The following is a 16,510-nucleotide window of genomic DNA, read 5'->3' as shown; positions in this document are numbered from 1 at the left end:
TCTTATATGCGGGTTCGTATCACCAAGAATTTCCGACCTACCTTCGCCAGCCCACTACCCAGTATCGCCCATATTTTCATTCCTCAGTGGTGCCGCGCAGCAGCATGGGGGTCTTATATTTGCAAAAAAACTCCCGCTCTCCGCCAACAGCGGAGCCGGAAGTTCTATGTTCCCATGCGCTTATTGCCATAACCGCCGGACCCATGAGAGCAGGCGGAGATCCTGTCCATATCCGCCGATCACGGACAATCCCAGCGGTAGCCCGCCGGGACCCGCCACAGGCAGCGTTACCTGCGGCAATCCTGCCAGCCCGGCAATGCAGCTGAGCATCATCGCCCCGCTGCGGTTCAGTTCCAGCTGCCGCAGGTCCCCGCCGCGCAGCGGGGCGGGTCCAGGCACGGTAGGGATGACGAGACATCCGTCCTCCCCAAGCAAATGACGCAGCCGGGCCGTTATATCGTCACGTTGGGACTGCGCCCAACTGTGATCCTGCCCGGCCACACTTGCCGCCCAAGCGAAGCGGGCAGCAATGTCAGGCCCAAAAACCGGCTGCTCCCGCTCGATCCAGGCTCCGTGGGCTGCCCAAATTTCAGCACCCTGCAGCTCGCGGAACACATCCATCCAGTTTGTTAATCCTTCCGGCGAAACTTCAGTCTCCAGCGTTTGCCCGACTCCTGCCTGGAGAAGATCCAAGCCTTGCTTCAGGCTGGCCGAACTCTCCGGCCCAGCCAAGGCCCAGCCATCCATGCCGATGAACAGCTTGGCCATTTGCTGCAGGACATTACTCTTCCCGGAGGAATCCTCCGGTTCTCCCGCTCCGCCTTCCACTCTCCCGAGCAGAACCTCGCCTACCTGCAGCAGCATTCCGGCGCTGTCTGCGATCCAGCCCACGGTATCAAAACCCGGTGCCAGCGGGATTACCCCGTCTATCTCCACCACCCCGTGGGTCGGGCGGAAGCCGTAAACGCCGCAGTACGCCGAAGGAACACGGATGGACCCGCCTGTATCGGTTCCCAAGGCAAAGTCCACGCTTCCGGAGGCTACGGCCACCGCCGAGCCGCTGGAGGAGCCTCCGGGAATACGCCCCTCCGCACGCGGGTTGACCGGCGTGCCGTAATGATAATTCTCCCCGCCCAGGCTGTACATCAGCTCATCGGTATGGGCGGCACCGCGCAAGGAGGCACCCGACTGCAGCAATTTCAATACGGCTGCGGCATGTGCCGATGAAGGCTCATGACTGCGCAGCCAATGCGGATTGCCTGCGGAAGAGCGGTGCCCGGAGACCGCGAACACATCCTTAACGGCGAAGCTCAGCCCATTCAGCTTGCCACTCACAAGGTTCGGCACCTCCAGCTCCGGGTCAATATATGCGCCGAAACGGTTATTAAGGACCATCTCTTCCCTCCTCCTCCCGGACTGTCCGGGGAGCTTCATTGTTTACTCTTACTTGTTGGCTGCTCTACCAGCCGATGGCTGCTCCGTCGCAGCGAGGATCAGTGCCGCCGCTGCGGAAGCCGTTGCCATCTATGGCAATCGCATGGGCATGCCCCATGATTCCGTCATAGTCTGCGGCTTGGCGGACCAGATGACCGGCCCCGGCCAGCTCTTCGAGCACTTGCGGAGCTACCCGCTTCTCCACCTTCAATTCCTGGGTCGGTTCCCCCCAGGTTCTGCCCCAGACGAACCGCGGCGCATTCACCGCCTCCTGCGGATTCATGCCATAATGCAGCATCCGTGTCAGCAGCAGACTCTGCGTCTGCGGTTGCCCTTCTCCGCCTTGCGTGCCGTAGAGAATGGCCGGCTTGCCGTCTTGGCAGGCCATGGCCGGCATCAGCGTGTGGAACGTGCGCTTATGCGGTTCAAGCGTATTGATATGCGAAGGGTCCAGCGAGAAGAAGGAGCCTCTATTCTGCAGCAGAATCCCTGTATCCCCGGCGACCCTTCCCGAACCAAATTCAAAATACAGGCTTTGGATAAACGAGACGGCATTCCCCTCCCCGTCAACTACAGCGGCATAAGCTGTATCCCGGCCAACCGGCTCACTGCCAAGCGCAGCCGCCCGGCGGAGCGAAATGGAATCTGCCAGCTCCATGGCATACTGCTTATCCAATAGCCGCTCCAGCGGAATCGAGCTGAATTCAGGATCAGTCAGCACCTGATCCCGGTCCCTGAAGCTCAGCTTCAGCGCTTCAACCAGCAGATGATAGTACTCGAAGGACCCATGCTCAATCTCTGCGAGATTAAACCGCTCCAGTATGTTCAGCGCCATCAGCGCAGTGAAGCCCTGCGAATTCGGCGGCACCTGATAAACCTGATGCCCGTGGTAATCCGTGGAGATCGGCTCCACCCAATTGCCCTTATGGTCGGCAAAATCATCACGGGTGAGATATCCCCCGGAAGCCAGCATATCCTTGCTTATCTCCTCTGCGATCACGCCCTTGTAAAAAGCATCACGCCCTCCCGCCGCCAGCGTCCGCAGCGTCCGGGCCAGCTGCTTCTGCACAAACTTCCCACCGGCCCTCAGAACCTTGCCGCCGGGCAGATACACCGCCGCCGCGCCGGGGGACAGCGCGGCTCCCGCCAGTATGCTGTTGCCGTGCTGATCCGGCGACAGCGGAAACCCATCGGTGGCGTAGCCGATTCCCGGCTCCAGCACCTCCGCCAGGGTCAGGCGGCCATACTGGCGCTGGACCGCCTCCCAGCTGTCCGCCATTCCGGGCACCGTAATGGCGCTGCGCACACCCCGCCGGGGAATGGCACTTTCCCCGGCATAGCAGTCCCTGCGGACGCCGTAGCCGGATCGTCCGCTGCCGTTGTAGGCCCGGACGCGCCCTTCACCGGCGCTGTAGGTCAACCAAAAAGCATCGCCGCCAAGGCCCGTCATATGCGGATAGACCACCGCAAGCGTGGCGCTGACCGCTACCGCAGCGTCAAAGGCATTGCCGCCGCGCTGCAAAATACGCGCTCCGGCGGCAGAGGCCAGATAATGGGGACTGACCACCATTGTTTTTGTACCGATTACCGGCCCTATTGTCATGACTCCCAGCTCCATTCCCATGTCAATCAAGTTAGTGCCATTTAACAGCAGATCAAAAACCCCTGTCAATCGGTTACGCACAAACTCAAATTCCCCGGCATTATTTTGTGAACGGTGCACAAAGATTAATCGAAATACACCCTATCCTGTAGTTGCAGTCATACAAATTGATATAGAATGGGCACAAAAAAGCTAAAATCCGTTTATCCCGGAGGAGGAATCCCGTGAAATCCATCAGTAACGAATATGTACAGATAGCAGCCGCGATGTTCAGGACGGGAATTCTCGGCTATGGCGGGGGCCCCTCCGTAATTCCACTGATCCGGCATGATGCCGTAACCCGCTATTCCTGGCTGAGTGATGATGAATTCGGGGAGACGCTGGCCATCGCAAATGCCTTGCCCGGGCCCATCGCCACCAAGATGGCGGCATATCTCGGCTACAAGCTCAAAGGGGTAAAAGGTGCGCTGCTTTCCGTACTGGCGCATATTCTGCCTAGCTGTATTGCGATGATTGCCCTGTTATCCGCGGTGAATTATTTAAGCGGCTCCAAGGTAGTGGCAGGCATGATTGCTGCTGTCTCTCCCGTGATTGCAGTGATGCTGGGAATGATGGCTTACGAGTTCGCGCAAAAAGCGTTCAAAGGATTGGGGAAATGGATCGGGGCTGCTTTCCTGCTGCTGGCACTGGTACTGCTTGAGGGGCTTCACCTGCATCCTGCCATCGTGATCGTACTTTTTCTTGGCTATGGAACGGTTCATTACCGGATACTGGCAAAGAAAAATAAAGGAGGAACCGCCTAATGGAATGGCTCAAACTGATTTACGGCTTTTTTATGGCCAATCTGCTGGGCTACGGCGGCGGCCCTTCCTCCATTCCGCTCATGTACGAAGAGATCGTGCCGCATTACGGATGGCTGAACGATGAAGAATTCTCCAATATGCTGGCGCTCGGCAACGCTCTGCCCGGACCGATTGCGACCAAAATCGCCGCTTACGTCGGCTATGACGTCTATGGCTGGTTGGGACTGAGCGCTGCTCTCGCTGCTACGGTTCTGCCCTCCGCTGCCGCACTGATCATCCTGCTCGGCGTGATGCAGAAATACAAGCAGTCGCCCGTCGTTAAAGGAATGACCTTGCTTGTACAGCCGGTGATTGCCATGATGATGGCCGTCCTGACTTTCAAAATGGCCAAAGGTCCAGCGGACGTTATCGGCATCTGGCAGACGCTGATCATTGCCGCAATTGCCTTTTGGGCTATGAAGCGGCTGAAGCTGCATCCCGCACTCGTGATTCTTGCCGCTTTTGCTTATGGAGGGCTGGTACTCCGGTATACGGTCTAGCGGCGGCTGCCGCAAGGACCTCCTATTTCAAAATGTACTGCGAAAGCACCGACTGAACCTCATAGATATTGACGGATTTATTGAACGTCTTCTTCAGCGGCAGTGAGCTGCCGGATACATAAAGACACAGCTCTGCATCCAGATCAAAGTGCCCCGCCGTCTCCACCGAATAATGGGAGATGTTTTGGTAGGGAATGGAGTGATATTGCGTTTTTTTGCCGGTGATCCCCTGCTTGTCAACGAGAATCAGCCGCTTGTCCGTAAAAATGAACATATCCCTGATCAGCTTGTAGGCCCGCTCAATTTTTTCATGGGGGGTCAAAATCCGCGCGTATTCACGCTGCACTGCCGCCAGATCAACCTGCGTTGCATTGCCCAGCAGTCCATTAAAAAGTGCCATCACTGTTCCTCTTTCCTGTTGCTGATTTGGTGAGCTGCCTCAGCCATATAACATCCTATTGTGCAATTCCAATTATATGCTGTGGTTCATTCCGCTTTTTTTCTATTGCTATTATTGCGAATATTAGGTAAACTACTGTTAAATTTGTATCGAAGGAGGTGTAGAGGAATGGATCGCAATTGGACCAACAGTGTTATTAGCCGGCTGCCTATCGCTATGGCTGGCATCGTTCATGTAAATGCCGACAACGGGAGAAGTCTGTCCATTTACAAGAATTTAATAACACTACACAATTGTGAAATGCCTTTCCTGCCTACACTTCAACGGATCTCATAAACCGGAGAACAAACAGACCGCAGGGAAATTTCCCTGCGGTCTGTTTTTGTTTCATGATGTCCTCCTGGAGGCATCCCCTTTGAAAGACAGCGGAGACAGGGCATTCTTAAAAGGAGAATACCTATGATCATTTCATGTCAAAACGTACAAAAATACCACGGTGCCCAGCTTGTGCTGAGCGATATCACCTTCGATATCCGCCAAGGCGAGAAAATCGGCCTGATCGGCCGCAACGGCTGCGGCAAAACCACCCTCTTCCGCCTGCTGAGCAGTGAAGAACGCCCCGATCAAGGGCAAATCTCCATCCGCAGAAACAGCATCATCGGACTGCTCTCACAGATCCAGGAAGCGGACGGCGACGAGACGGTATATGCCGTGCTCCAGCGCAGCTTCGCGAAACCCCTGGAGTGGCAGCAGCGCCTGCGGGAACTGGAGCAGGAAATGTCCGGGCTGAACGCCGGAACGGACGAACAGGACTGGAACAGGCTGCTCAAGGAATACGGCAGTCTGCAGGAGAAGTTCGAAGCAGCCGGAGGTTATGAGATTGAAGCCTCAATCCAGCGTGTAGCGGCAGGCCTTGGAATCGGAACCGGGCAATACGACCGCCGGTTCGCTTCCCTCTCCGGCGGGGAGAAGACAAAGGTCGGCCTTGCCGAGTTGCTGCTGCGCCGTCCCGATATCCTGCTGCTGGATGAGCCGACCAACCATCTGGATATGGAGGCCATAGAATGGCTGGAGCAGTTCCTCCAGACTTATGACGGCACAGTCCTTGCAATCTCTCATGACCGCTATTTCCTGGATGCCGTAGTGAAGAAGGTCATCGAGATTGAAGATGGCGAAGCCATCACATATCACACGAATTACAGCGGATACCAAGTGGAGAAAGAAGCCCGTCTGCTTCAGCAGTTCGCCGATTACCAGGAACAGCAGAAGAAAATCAAGCAGATGCAGGAGAGCATCAAACGGCTGATTGAATGGGGCAACCGTTCCAATCCGCCGAACCCTTCGTTCCACCGCCGGGCGGCCTCCATGCAGAAGGCGCTGGACCGGATGGTCAAGGTCAAACGTCCAATTTTGGAGCGCAAATCGATGGATTTGCAGCTGCAGCAGGATGACCGGACCGGCAACCAGGTCGTCATCCTCGACAGGATCACCAAAGGTTACGGTAACCGCAGGCTGTTCTCAGAGGCCAGTGATATCCTGCGATATGGCGAGACTACCGCACTGATCGGCGGCAATGGCGCGGGCAAGAGTACGCTGCTGCGGATGATACTCGGCCAGGAGTCCCCGGATAGCGGAAGCTGCACCCTTGGATCAAGGGCTGTCGTTGGTTATCTTGCCCAGGAGGCAGTGCCGGAGGGCGGCGGACAATCGGTGCTGCGCTATTTCCGGGAGGAGGCCGGACTTGAGGAAGGCGAAGCCCGCGGGCAGCTTGCCCGGTTCCTGTTCTACGGCAGCGATGTGTTCAAGGACATCACCAATCTCTCCGGAGGCGAATGGACGCGGCTGCGTTTCGCGATACTGATGCACCGCCGTCCAAATCTGCTCATTCTGGATGAGCCGACCAACCATCTGGATATTGATTCCCGAGAAGCACTGGAAGAAGCGCTGGAGGAATTTCCCGGCACTGTGCTGGCTGTTTCCCATGACCGTTATTTCATCAACCGCTGCTTCGGCAAGCTCTGGGCGATTGATCAAGGCCGCTTCACCTCCTTCTCCGGAAATTACGAATATTATAAGGAAAAGCAGGCTGAAAAGGCTGCCGCTGCAAGGCTGCAAACCGAAATGAGCGACCAAGGCGGCAAACAAGTGCCGAAGCCGGATACATTGCTTAAATCCAAAGTCCCTGCTGAAATAGCTGAGGCTGCGGGTTCACGATCTGGCCTCCCGGCAAAAAGCGGGTCCAAACCTGAACGTTCCACCGATTCCCGCAAGCAGCGATCCAGTATCTCCTGGGAGCAGGAAATAGCCGCAGCGGAGGCGCAATTAGGCCTTATTGATGCTGAGATGCTGAATCCCGTTATCGCCAGCGATGCGGGAAAACTGGCTGAGCTTCAGCATACTAGAGATGCCGCACAGGAGAAGCTGGATGACCTCTATGCGTCCTGGTTGAGCGAAGCAGAGACACACCAATAACATCCTTAAACATAGAGAAAGCAAAGGTGATAACCATGACAGACACTCCGGCCGTGGAGGCCTATTGGAGTACTTAAATTAAAGCCCATCCCGAAGCTGCAGAACTGTATGACAGCGCGTGGTCCTTCGGCGACAATCCCCGGCTTGCCAACGAATTGCTTGAGCTGGTGCTGAAAGGAATTAAGACAGGAACCGCCTCCGATTTTGATTTGAACGAAATCCGCGGACTCACCCAACCCTTTGCCCACGGCCATTCCATCCTTCTGGATGCCAGCGGCGAACCACGGGCAATCATCGAAACTATAAAGGTAGAAGTCATTCCTTTTGACAAGGTAACTGCGGAGTTTGCCTATTCCGAAGGCGAGGATGACCGCAGCCTGGAATCATGGCGCTACAATCATGAGCTGTATTTTACGAGGGAACGCAAAGCCTATGACAAACCCTTCGATCTTCAGATGAAGGTGGTCTGCGAGAATTTTCAGATTGTCGATATCAGACAGCCCCAGTAATTCTTATATTTTCAAAAATGGCTGGCCTTCCTTATGTTAAGGAGGCACAGCCATTTTTTGTTCATTGCTTATGTATACACCCTTGTATCGTCCCGAAGTTGAAATAAGTTCTGATCCATTAAAAAAGGCCGCTTCCTCATGACGAAGAGACAGCCTTCATTGTATAGTTACAATTAGTGTAAGTTGAATCCTTAGGATTAAGGTTTAGTGCCAGATCCCCATGATCCAGCCAACCACCGAGATCCATAAAGGAATGCTAATCAGAATGCCCCAGACCAGTCCGGTAGCAATATTACCTTCTGCAGGACGTGTTGCATTCTCCTGCGTTAGCGGAAGTCTTAACTCTTCTTGTTCCATGCGATCCCCTCCTAAATTTCTTATCGACACAGTAGAGGAAAAAATGTAGACCGCCTGACCCAAAAAGTTGTGTTTCCAAATATTTTTTTAGATACAAAGGCTCAGCGGTCCTTCTATGCAAAGGCTTACATAATTAATATTAACCAATTTTTGTCTCAATTAAAACTTATATTTTATCTATTTCGTACATTATATGCAATTAACTAGTCCAAAATTACCGGCTTTTGCGGATCATTCAAGAATTGAAACATTGTTCGCAGCTGCTCTGCCGTATTCCGCTCCACGGACAGCTCAGGCAGCTCATCTTCAGCGAAAAAATCCACCTCGCTGGTCTCCACGCCTTCCGCTGCCTCCCCGCCGACAATCTTGCACAGGATAAACATTTTGTAGACATGATAAGGCTCCGGGGGATGATTATGAAATTTTTTATCCAGCACGGCCAGCAGACGGACTGCTTCCGCCTGAAAACCCGATTCCTCGGAGATTTCCTTAACAACTACCTCACTCGGAGACAGTCCAATATCGGCCCAGCCGCCGGGAAGCGCCCAATTGCCGTCCAGCTTCTCGCGGACCAGCAGAATTTTCCCCTCACGGAAAATAACGCCGCGCACATCTACCTTCGGTGTGCTGTACCCGCCTTCACCTGCAAAAGAGAGCCGGATCCGCTCCTTGCTCTCAAACGTATAATTCGCCAGAATGTCCACGCTCAGCTCACGCAGTGCTTCATAACGTTCGATGTCGTACACGTCTTTGGCGTAGGTAAGACCTGTCTGGGCAATTCCCTGAATCTCCTTCGCCCAAGTTAACCATTTCTGTTCCATAGTTTTATCGCCTCCATTAACATATCGAAAAGGATTATTGGCATAGCATTAAATGACGGGAGAACATCCCCTTTTTAGCAACACAGCGGTCGATAATTTCAAATCCTGCTGTCTCTATCATCTCATCCATCGCTTCGATAGCCACGATGACAACCCTGTCTGCAATCCGGCGGGCGTTCACGAGTATGGCATACTGTTCCTCAGGGGTAATGCTGGAATATAGATTGTAAGGCATGTCCACGATGGCTGTGTCATAATGTTCCTTAATGTCTGCAATATCTCCCAGCGCCACTTCAGCCTCGAAGCCGAAATGGGCAATATTCGTCCGCGCTCCCGCCGCAATAAAGGGATTGATATCACGGCCAACGATATTGATGCCCATCGATAGTGCCTCTACCATTACTGTCCCGATGCCGCAGCAAGGATCAATGACTTTGACGCCTGCCGGAGTTGGGACCGCCATATTGACAGCCGCACGGGCCACTCTTGTGCTGAGCGCAATGGAATAGCTGCGCGGTTTTTTCATCTGCCGGAACCAGGTTGCCTTGTTCTTGTGATAAGCCCCGAAGTACCAGCGGCCGCCCAGCGTTACTATACCGTATACTAGCTCCGGATGGTTCACATCCGCTTCTCCCTCAATCCGCAGGCCGATTTCCCGCTCAATAATTCTGCGTTCATCATACTCTATTTTATCCGCAGGGGACAAATCATTGGTTTTCACAAAAATCACCTTGAAGGTTTTGCCGTTCAACTCCACCTGCTCGGTCTGCTTATAAATTTCCTGCAGGCTGTCCCCCCCGTACATCACGTCAATCCGTTCCTTAATAAAAGGGCTGCGGCTGACATCCGCTTCAATCTCACTTGCAAAAATGGCAGGCGGAATCTCCTGGCCAAACAGGCAGCGCAGCTCCATTCCGCATAAAGAAATCTCGTCCTCCGAGCATGCGTAAGTATAGATATACGCGGGATTACCGCCCTTATTAGGCATGTTTGCTTCTTCTTTCAGATCTGTATATGAATTCAATGACACGTTATTCCGCTCCTATCGCTCCCGCTGCTGGCGGGGCTTCTGTTTCATTTAGAAATTCTGCTGTATCGGCACCGGTAGGCCCGTTGTCATAGCTGATCCTCGCCCCGGCGATTTCTTCACGATTTCCGTTAACCCATTCAACAAGGGCGGTCAGCGGTTCCAGCAAGGACTCGCCCAATGCTGTAAGACCATATTCAACGGTCAGAGGCACGGTAGGCGTCGCTTTGCGCCAGACTATTCCGTCCCGCTCCAGATGGCGGAGCGTTTGGGTGAGCATACGCTGCGAAATTCCGCCCGAGCGCCGCTGCAGCTCCTTGAACCGCAAAGATTCCACACCTAAATTCACGATAATCAGCACACTCCACTTATCTCCAACCCGGTCCAGAATCTGCCGGGCTATGGTGCAGTCCTCAAGCATCGGCAGCTGACCGTCTTGCTGAGTCAATAATCGATCCATTATGGTTACCTCCATGTAACTTGAGCATATAATAGTGCCTTCTTGCTGCACAAGCCAACTAAGTTTATCATGGTTACTGTTAGTAATCAACAACCGGAAGGGAACTGATATCAAGTGAAAACAATCGCTATCGTAGGGGCAGGTCCGGGACTCGGACTCTCCATTGCCAAGAAATTTGGTACAAACGGTTTTCAAGTCGCTTTAATTTCCCGCAATGCGGACAAGTTAAATCATCTGGTGGACGAATTAAAGGGGCTGGGCATCGAAGCGACCGCCTTCCCTGCTAATCTTTACAATAAAGAACAATTGACTGCCGCTTTCCAGGGGATCAAAGAAAAGTATGGCTTCATCGACGTGCTGGAATTCAGTCCAACCAGCGGCAATTATCCGCCGACTCCGGCGTCACAGGTTACGGAAGAAAATGCACTTGATGCGTTCCAGGCACTGGTAGTAGGCGCTATCCGCAGTGTGGAGCAGGTCTTGCCGGAAATGCTGGCCAAAAAAGACGGGGCTATCCTGTTCACAACCGGCCTCTCTTCCCTCTATCCCATACCGATGATGGGCAATATCGGTATTGCGCTAAGCGGACTGCGCAACTATGCCAACAACCTGCACACCGACCTTGCTCCTCAAGGGATTTATGTCGCTCACTTAGCGCTGGGTGTATTCATTAAGCCAGGTACAGCTACAGACCCGGGTCTTATCGCTGATGCATGGTATGATTTATACACCAGCAAGTCACAAGCCGAGGATACCTTCCCGCAAGGCGTCACTCCGGCCACAATTATCTGGTAAGCCATTTCACCAATCCATTTTGATCCATAGTGAGTTCTCCAGTATAATGGAAGCATTACACTGCCAAACCATGACGGCGGTGCATTGCCCTGAGCTCTAGGCTCAGGGCTTGTACTGCCTGTTTTGCGCAGCGAACTCCAAGGAGGTACATATCACTATGTCTTATGAAACTTATTTTCAGACTGAGCGTGAAGCTCAGCTTGCCGAATTGAAGGAATGGCTGGCCATTCCCAGCATTTCCGCCCTGTCCGTTCACAAGGAAGACGTCAATTCAGCCGCACATTGGCTGATGGACACACTGAAGCGCGCCGGGCTGGAGAATATCGAAATCCATCCCACTGCGGGCCATCCAGTAATCTATGCCGATTATCTTCACGCGCCGGGCAAGCCGACCATTCTGGTATACGGCCACTATGATGTCCAGCCGGTGGATCCGCTTCATTTGTGGACAACCCCGCCGTTTGAACCGGAAATCCGTGACGGCAAGCTGTACGCACGCGGAGCAACAGACGATAAGGGCCAGGTCTTCATGCACATCAAAGCGATCGAAGCCATTCTTAAGCAGGAAGGCACCTTGCCGGTCAATATCAAGCTGTGCATTGAAGGCGAGGAAGAAATCGGCAGCGTGAATTTGCCGCCATTCCTGGAAGCAAGCAAAGACAAACTGGCTGCGGATGCCGTGCTTGTCTCGGATACAGCCCTGCTGGAACGCGGACGCCCTGCCATCTGCACCGGGCTGCGTGGATTGTGCTCACTTGAAGTCAGCGTAAACACCGCATTGACAGACCTGCATTCCGGCTCCTACGGCGGCGGTGTGCCAAATGCGCTGCATGCACTCGTTTCCCTGCTGAGCTCGCTGCATGATGGCAACGGCCGTGTTGCCGTCGATGGTTTTTACGATGGCGTCCCTGAGCTTTCTCCTCTGCTGCGTGAGGAGTTCGCCAAACAGGGTGTGAATGAAGAGAAGATCAGAGAAGCCCTCGGCCTTGAACAGCTGTACGGCGAAGAAGGCTACAGTTTTGTAGAGCGTGTCGGCGCCCGTCCAACCCTTGAACTTAATGGGATTTACGGCGGTTTCCAGGGTGAAGGCAGCAAGACGGTCATCCCTAAGGAAGCCCATGCCAAGATCACCTGCCGCCTTGTCGGCGACCAGGATCCGCAGCATATTCTGGATGTTGTTGAAGCTCATCTGAAAGCGAATATCCAAGCCGGAGCGAAACTGCATGTGAAACAAATGGAAAAAGCGCGTGCCTTCAACATCGACCCGTCGAATCCGATTCTGCAGACTGCGGCAGACGCTTTTGGAAAGGTATACGGCACTCGTGCACTCTTCACCAAAGACGGCGGATCCATTCCAATCATGGAGAGTTTCTCACGTATCCTCAAAGCACCGGTTGTTCTGATGGGCTTTGGACTGGATGACGAAAACCTGCACGCTCCGGATGAACATTTCAATCTGGAAAATTTCGATAAGGGACTGCTTACGATTGTCGAGTTCCTGAAGACAGTTTAAACAAGAAGCCATTCTCCGCTGAGAGTTGCTTATCTAAAAAGGCCGGATTTCCCGTTATTGAGGGAAATCCGGCCTTTTTTTCTGATTCTTTAATAGCCATTAAGTAGAACAATCCCAACCCGCTGTGCAAAATAAAAAACCCTTGCATGACAAGGATTTCGGAGTTAAGTGTATGGAGCGGGTGATGGGAATCGAACCCACGCTATCAGCTTGGAAGGCTGAAGTTCTACCATTGAACTACACCCGCAATGCAAAGTGAAGACAAAAAGTATTGTATCATTCCTATGAATAAAATGCAACCCTATCGGCTCACGGAATTGCTACGAAGACGGCGATGCCACTAAGGGTGTGAGGAAAGCCTGTTCAAATTCAGCCGCCTTGACAGGCTTGCTGAAAAGGAAGCCTTGCGCCTCATGACAATGCTGTTGGCGTAAAAATTGCAGCTGCTCCTTGTTCTCGACACCCTCAGCGGTTACCTTCAGCTTCAGGTGATGCGCCATGGATGTGATCGTCGATACAATCGCTGCGTTGTTGCTGTCTTCCATAACTTCTGAAACAAAGGACCGGTCGATCTTAAGCCGGTCGATCGGCATATTCTTCAGGTAGTGCAGCGAGCTATAGCCTGTACCAAAATCATCTATGCTGATGAACAGCCCCAGCCGTTTCAGACGGTTAAGCTGATCAAAGGCAGTTTCTTTGTCGAGAGTCATGCTTTCGGTAATTTCCAGATCAACATAACAAGGATCAAGCCCGATCTCCTGCAAAATGGCAGCAATTTTGCCGTCCAGGTTCGGTTGAAGAAACTGACGCATGGACAAGTTGATCGAGACACATATCGGCCGGTACCCTGCTGTCTGCCACTGTTTGTTCTGGAGGCAGGCCGTTCTAAGGACCCATTCACCGATTGGAACAATCAGCCCGCTCTCTTCAGCAATCGGAATGAAATCGATTGGCGAAACAAGTCCGCGCTTGGGATGATCCCAGCGCAGCAGTGCTTCCATCCCGACAATTTCTTCGGTATCCAGCTGCACCTGCGGCTGATAGACGAGATAGAACTCATTACGTTCAAGCGCTCTGCGCAGATCATTCTCCAGCTTGAAGCGTTCCTTGGCCTTCATCTGCATGGCCGGGATGTAGCGGCGGATTTCTACGCCCTGTTCTTTAGCATTATGAACAGCGGTATCTGCGTTCTGAATCAGTTCTTCTGCTGTATCCCCGTCTCCAGGGTAAATGCTCATTCCGAGACTTAGTGAAATGTGATATTCTCCCGACTCCAGCTTTACCGGTGTTTCGAATAACCGCAAAAGCTCTGTTGCCCGGACCAGACAGTTTTCCACACCGGTGCGGTCTGTCATCAGAAAAGCGAACTCATCGCCACCCATGCTGTACATTTCTTCGTTTGACTTCACTTCATTTCCTATGCGCTCTGCCACCATCTGCAGCAGCAGGTCCCCTGCGTAATGACCAAGAGAATCATTGATGTTCTTAAAGTGGTTGATATTCATAATCAAAAACGCTGAGAACCCCTGAGTCTTGTCTTTTTCACCGCGTTGAACGATTTCTTCGGTGCGCTGCATCAGACACCTTCTATTCGGCAGTCCTGTTAATTCATCATGATACGCCAAATAATTGATCCGCGCTTCCGCCTGTTGGTTCTCATGAAAAGGCTCTTCAATTGTCAGCCGGTAGACGCCGGTAAGCAAAAGGTAATAGGCTACTCCGCTGCTAAGCATTCCAAAGAGATAATCCATCTCGCCGATACTGAACAGATTCATAAAAAAGACCTGGCCCATGGCGAAGAAGATCAGCGCACGGATAATAATGAGCAATGACGCCGATTTTTCAATCTTGCCCGGGTACACGATAATAGCTACTCCAAGCAGATAAACAAAAAGCACGGCCATATCCACAACATGCTTTAGTGTGTTAATCCATGAATACCCCCACTGTTCCGCAGCAATAGAGTGGCTGAAAATTACTCCCCCCAAAGAAAGTACAATCAGCAAAATAGCAACACTGAAGACCTTCTTCTTGCCTCTAACAGATACCGGCTGGTCCTCTCTGCTAAAAATAACTAGGATTCCAAGTGCACTTGCCAAACGGGAGAAGGTGAGCAGCCAAAGCGATTGTTCTGAAGTAATATACGAAGAAATCCCGGGAATACCTGCAAAGCTTAACGTGTGTAAGAAATCAAAAATACATACTCCAAAAAATAAAGCAGAGGTGTAAAGTCTTGCCTTGGATAATTTATCGGAGAAAAACAGCCAGCCCTGAGCAAAAATTGCGAAACCAAAAGCAATATTGCAACAGCCAATCATAAGATAGAGGGCCGAAAGCCAATTCTGATTCTCAATATTACTGAGCGGTGTACGAAAAATCTGAATTAGAAGGAACAGCACAGCTCCTACTATAGCCGCTTGAATGGTCTTTCTCTCTTCTTGTCTCATAAGTCCCTCGCGTCTGAAATGATATCTATTTTAAAATATACGGATATATTAAGTCCTATGTATAAATATCGGCTTGGCTACCCCATAAAGTTACATTCAGCTTTCTGCATTATAAAAAGAAAAAACAGCAAAAAAGCACCTTCCCCTGGCGTAGAGGTCAGTGCTTCTGCATGTAGTCAATTATTTATCTCCGAAGTTCACCTCAGGAGTTGTAAGCTTGTCATAAAATTCTACAGCCTTATCTTTGTCTTCCGAAGAACGCAGCGCCATTGCAGAGCGCGGATGTTCATCCAGTGTTCCGGTGATCATGTAAGGAATAATATATCCCCATTCTTCCTTCTCGCGCAGAGGAATCATCAACCGCTCAACGATATCCAGAACAGGCCGCAGCGTATATTTTGTATTTTTCAGATGGGTAACCAGCAGCTCGGTCGGGCAGTTGCCTGCGGCGCGGCCCATGCCGTAACAGGAAGCATCAAGCAGTTCTACACCCTTCTCGGATGCAATAAGAGTATTGGAGAAGGCCAATTGCAGATTGTTGTGGGTATGTACGCCCAAACGTTTATTCGGCAAATGCGTTCTGAACTTTTCCACCAGATAATGAATATCATTATGATCCAGGCTACCGTAAGAATCTACAATATATACAACGTCAACCACGCTCTCGCGGATTTGTTCAAATGCCTCCAGCAGCTCATTCTCCATCACATTCGACAAAGCCATAATATTGATCGTTGTCTCATACCCAAGATCATGGAAGGTCTGCACCAGCTGCAAGGCCTTGTCCACATCCTTGCTATAGCAGGCTACACGGATGAGATCCAGCATGCTCTCACTGCGCGGCAGAATATCATTAACATCCACGCGGCCGATATCTACAAGCGCGGAAAGTTTGGTGTTCCCCTTTTGCGGGATGACCTTGCGCAGGAAATCATCGTTCAGAAAACGCCACGGGCCTGCTCCCTCCGCTCCCTTAAGCAGCTTCGGCGAATTTTTATATCCGATTTCCATATACTCAACACCGGCCTCGTTCAATCCGGCGTACAGATTCTGCACAAATTCAACACTAAAATCCCAGTTGTTCACCAGTCCTCCGTCACGAATGGTGCAATCTACAATTTTACTCTGATTACTCTTCACTATTTGTTCTCCCTTCCACATATCCTTCATTATTGCCGCCACCATAGACTTACTATGCAATCATTATCGTACAATCATACTTTAGTGAAGAAGAAGTTGTAAAGAAAATTCCAGGTTTCTTTCATATCCTTTTTCACAACAACGTGACAATGACATATATCACAGTAAATCTCTATGCGAAATGCTACAG

Annotated in this window: 16 protein-coding genes and 1 tRNA gene; 7 read left to right on the top strand and 10 right to left on the bottom strand. The window is 51.9% G+C overall.

The window, feature by feature from the left end; all coding sequences use genetic code 11:
- Nucleotides 1–180: 180 nt before the first annotated feature.
- Entirely contained in the window at nucleotides 181–1,395 is a 1,215-nt protein-coding gene (locus ACAN56_RS30465) for an amidase (protein ID WP_379147557.1), read from the bottom strand.
- 64 nt (nucleotides 1,396–1,459) lie between these two features.
- Nucleotides 1,460–3,037 (bottom strand): gamma-glutamyltransferase, encoded by a 1,578-nt coding sequence (gene ggt, locus ACAN56_RS30460; RefSeq protein ID WP_379147566.1) that lies wholly within the window; start codon nucleotides 3,035–3,037, stop codon nucleotides 1,460–1,462.
- 224 nt (nucleotides 3,038–3,261) lie between these two features.
- Here ggt and chrB point away from each other — a divergent pair, with 224 nt between their 5' ends.
- Nucleotides 3,262–3,840: a chromate efflux transporter ChrB gene (chrB, locus tag ACAN56_RS30455; protein WP_038587317.1), complete on the top strand. Its 579-nt coding sequence runs from the start codon at nucleotides 3,262–3,264 to the stop codon at nucleotides 3,838–3,840.
- Complete coding sequence (chrA, locus tag ACAN56_RS30450) at nucleotides 3,840–4,379, top strand: chromate efflux transporter ChrA (protein ID WP_038587315.1); 540 nt, start codon at nucleotides 3,840–3,842, stop codon at nucleotides 4,377–4,379. The genes chrB and chrA overlap by 1 nt, the downstream gene beginning before the upstream one ends.
- 22 nt (nucleotides 4,380–4,401) lie before the next feature.
- Here chrA and ACAN56_RS30445 read toward each other — a convergent pair whose 3' ends face one another.
- Nucleotides 4,402–4,779 carry a PH domain-containing protein gene (locus ACAN56_RS30445; protein WP_038587313.1) on the bottom strand — a complete coding sequence of 126 codons (378 nt, stop codon included), beginning with the start codon at nucleotides 4,777–4,779 and terminating at the stop codon, nucleotides 4,402–4,404.
- Between the two features lie 168 nt (nucleotides 4,780–4,947).
- Between ACAN56_RS30445 and ACAN56_RS30440 the strand changes: the two genes are divergently transcribed.
- The 3 genes from ACAN56_RS30440 (at nucleotide 4,948) to ACAN56_RS30430 (ending at nucleotide 7,760) form a co-directional block, all read left to right on the top strand.
- Entirely contained in the window at nucleotides 4,948–5,115 is a 168-nt protein-coding gene (locus ACAN56_RS30440) for a hypothetical protein (RefSeq protein ID WP_179091806.1), read from the top strand.
- A 123-nt stretch (nucleotides 5,116–5,238) separates the two neighbouring features.
- Nucleotides 5,239–7,251: a ribosomal protection-like ABC-F family protein gene (gene abc-f, locus ACAN56_RS30435; protein ID WP_379147553.1), complete on the top strand. Its 2,013-nt coding sequence runs from the start codon at nucleotides 5,239–5,241 to the stop codon at nucleotides 7,249–7,251.
- 77 nt (nucleotides 7,252–7,328) lie between these two features.
- Complete coding sequence (locus ACAN56_RS30430; protein ID WP_489685711.1) at nucleotides 7,329–7,760, top strand: ASCH domain-containing protein; 432 nt, start codon at nucleotides 7,329–7,331, stop codon at nucleotides 7,758–7,760.
- Nucleotides 7,761–7,964: 204 nt separating this feature from the next.
- Here the strand turns inward: ACAN56_RS30430 and ACAN56_RS30425 are convergent, their stop codons facing one another.
- The 4 genes from ACAN56_RS30425 to ACAN56_RS30410 form a co-directional block, all read right to left on the bottom strand.
- The gene (locus ACAN56_RS30425; protein WP_179091807.1) at nucleotides 7,965–8,117 is read right to left on the bottom strand and encodes a hypothetical protein; all 153 of its coding nucleotides are present in this window, start codon (nucleotides 8,115–8,117) and stop codon (nucleotides 7,965–7,967) included.
- Between the two features lie 203 nt (nucleotides 8,118–8,320).
- Nucleotides 8,321–8,938 (bottom strand): NUDIX hydrolase, encoded by a 618-nt coding sequence (locus ACAN56_RS30420; RefSeq protein ID WP_342438826.1) that lies wholly within the window; start codon nucleotides 8,936–8,938, stop codon nucleotides 8,321–8,323.
- Between the two features lie 34 nt (nucleotides 8,939–8,972).
- Nucleotides 8,973–9,926 (bottom strand): RNA methyltransferase, encoded by a 954-nt coding sequence (locus ACAN56_RS30415; protein ID WP_379147564.1) that lies wholly within the window; start codon nucleotides 9,924–9,926, stop codon nucleotides 8,973–8,975.
- 43 nt (nucleotides 9,927–9,969) lie between these two features.
- The gene (locus tag ACAN56_RS30410; protein ID WP_231578388.1) at nucleotides 9,970–10,425 is read right to left on the bottom strand and encodes a winged helix-turn-helix transcriptional regulator; all 456 of its coding nucleotides are present in this window, start codon (nucleotides 10,423–10,425) and stop codon (nucleotides 9,970–9,972) included.
- Nucleotides 10,426–10,539: 114 nt separating this feature from the next.
- Between ACAN56_RS30410 and ACAN56_RS30405 the strand changes: the two genes are divergently transcribed.
- Nucleotides 10,540–11,220: an SDR family NAD(P)-dependent oxidoreductase gene (locus tag ACAN56_RS30405; protein ID WP_379147548.1), complete on the top strand. Its 681-nt coding sequence runs from the start codon at nucleotides 10,540–10,542 to the stop codon at nucleotides 11,218–11,220.
- 157 nt (nucleotides 11,221–11,377) lie between these two features.
- On the top strand, nucleotides 11,378–12,733 hold the full coding sequence (locus tag ACAN56_RS30400; RefSeq protein WP_379147546.1) for a dipeptidase: 1,356 nt from the start codon (nucleotides 11,378–11,380) through the stop codon (nucleotides 12,731–12,733).
- A 173-nt stretch (nucleotides 12,734–12,906) separates the two neighbouring features.
- Here the strand turns inward: ACAN56_RS30400 and ACAN56_RS30395 are convergent.
- From ACAN56_RS30395 to ACAN56_RS30385, 3 genes are all read right to left on the bottom strand, one after another.
- Nucleotides 12,907–12,980, bottom strand: a tRNA-Gly gene (locus ACAN56_RS30395).
- Nucleotides 12,981–13,053: 73 nt separating this feature from the next.
- Complete coding sequence (locus ACAN56_RS30390) at nucleotides 13,054–15,180, bottom strand: putative bifunctional diguanylate cyclase/phosphodiesterase (protein ID WP_379147544.1); 2,127 nt, start codon at nucleotides 15,178–15,180, stop codon at nucleotides 13,054–13,056.
- Nucleotides 15,181–15,360: 180 nt separating this feature from the next.
- The gene (locus tag ACAN56_RS30385; RefSeq protein ID WP_231578387.1) at nucleotides 15,361–16,350 is read right to left on the bottom strand and encodes an aldolase catalytic domain-containing protein; all 990 of its coding nucleotides are present in this window, start codon (nucleotides 16,348–16,350) and stop codon (nucleotides 15,361–15,363) included.
- Nucleotides 16,351–16,510 lie beyond the last annotated feature (160 nt).

It is taken from the genome of Paenibacillus paludis, assembly GCF_042610515.1.
Lineage (GTDB): Bacteria > Bacillota > Bacilli > Paenibacillales > Paenibacillaceae > Paenibacillus_AQ.
Note: the sequence above shows the minus strand (reverse complement) of the source record. Positions and strands in the feature narration are given on the sequence as shown.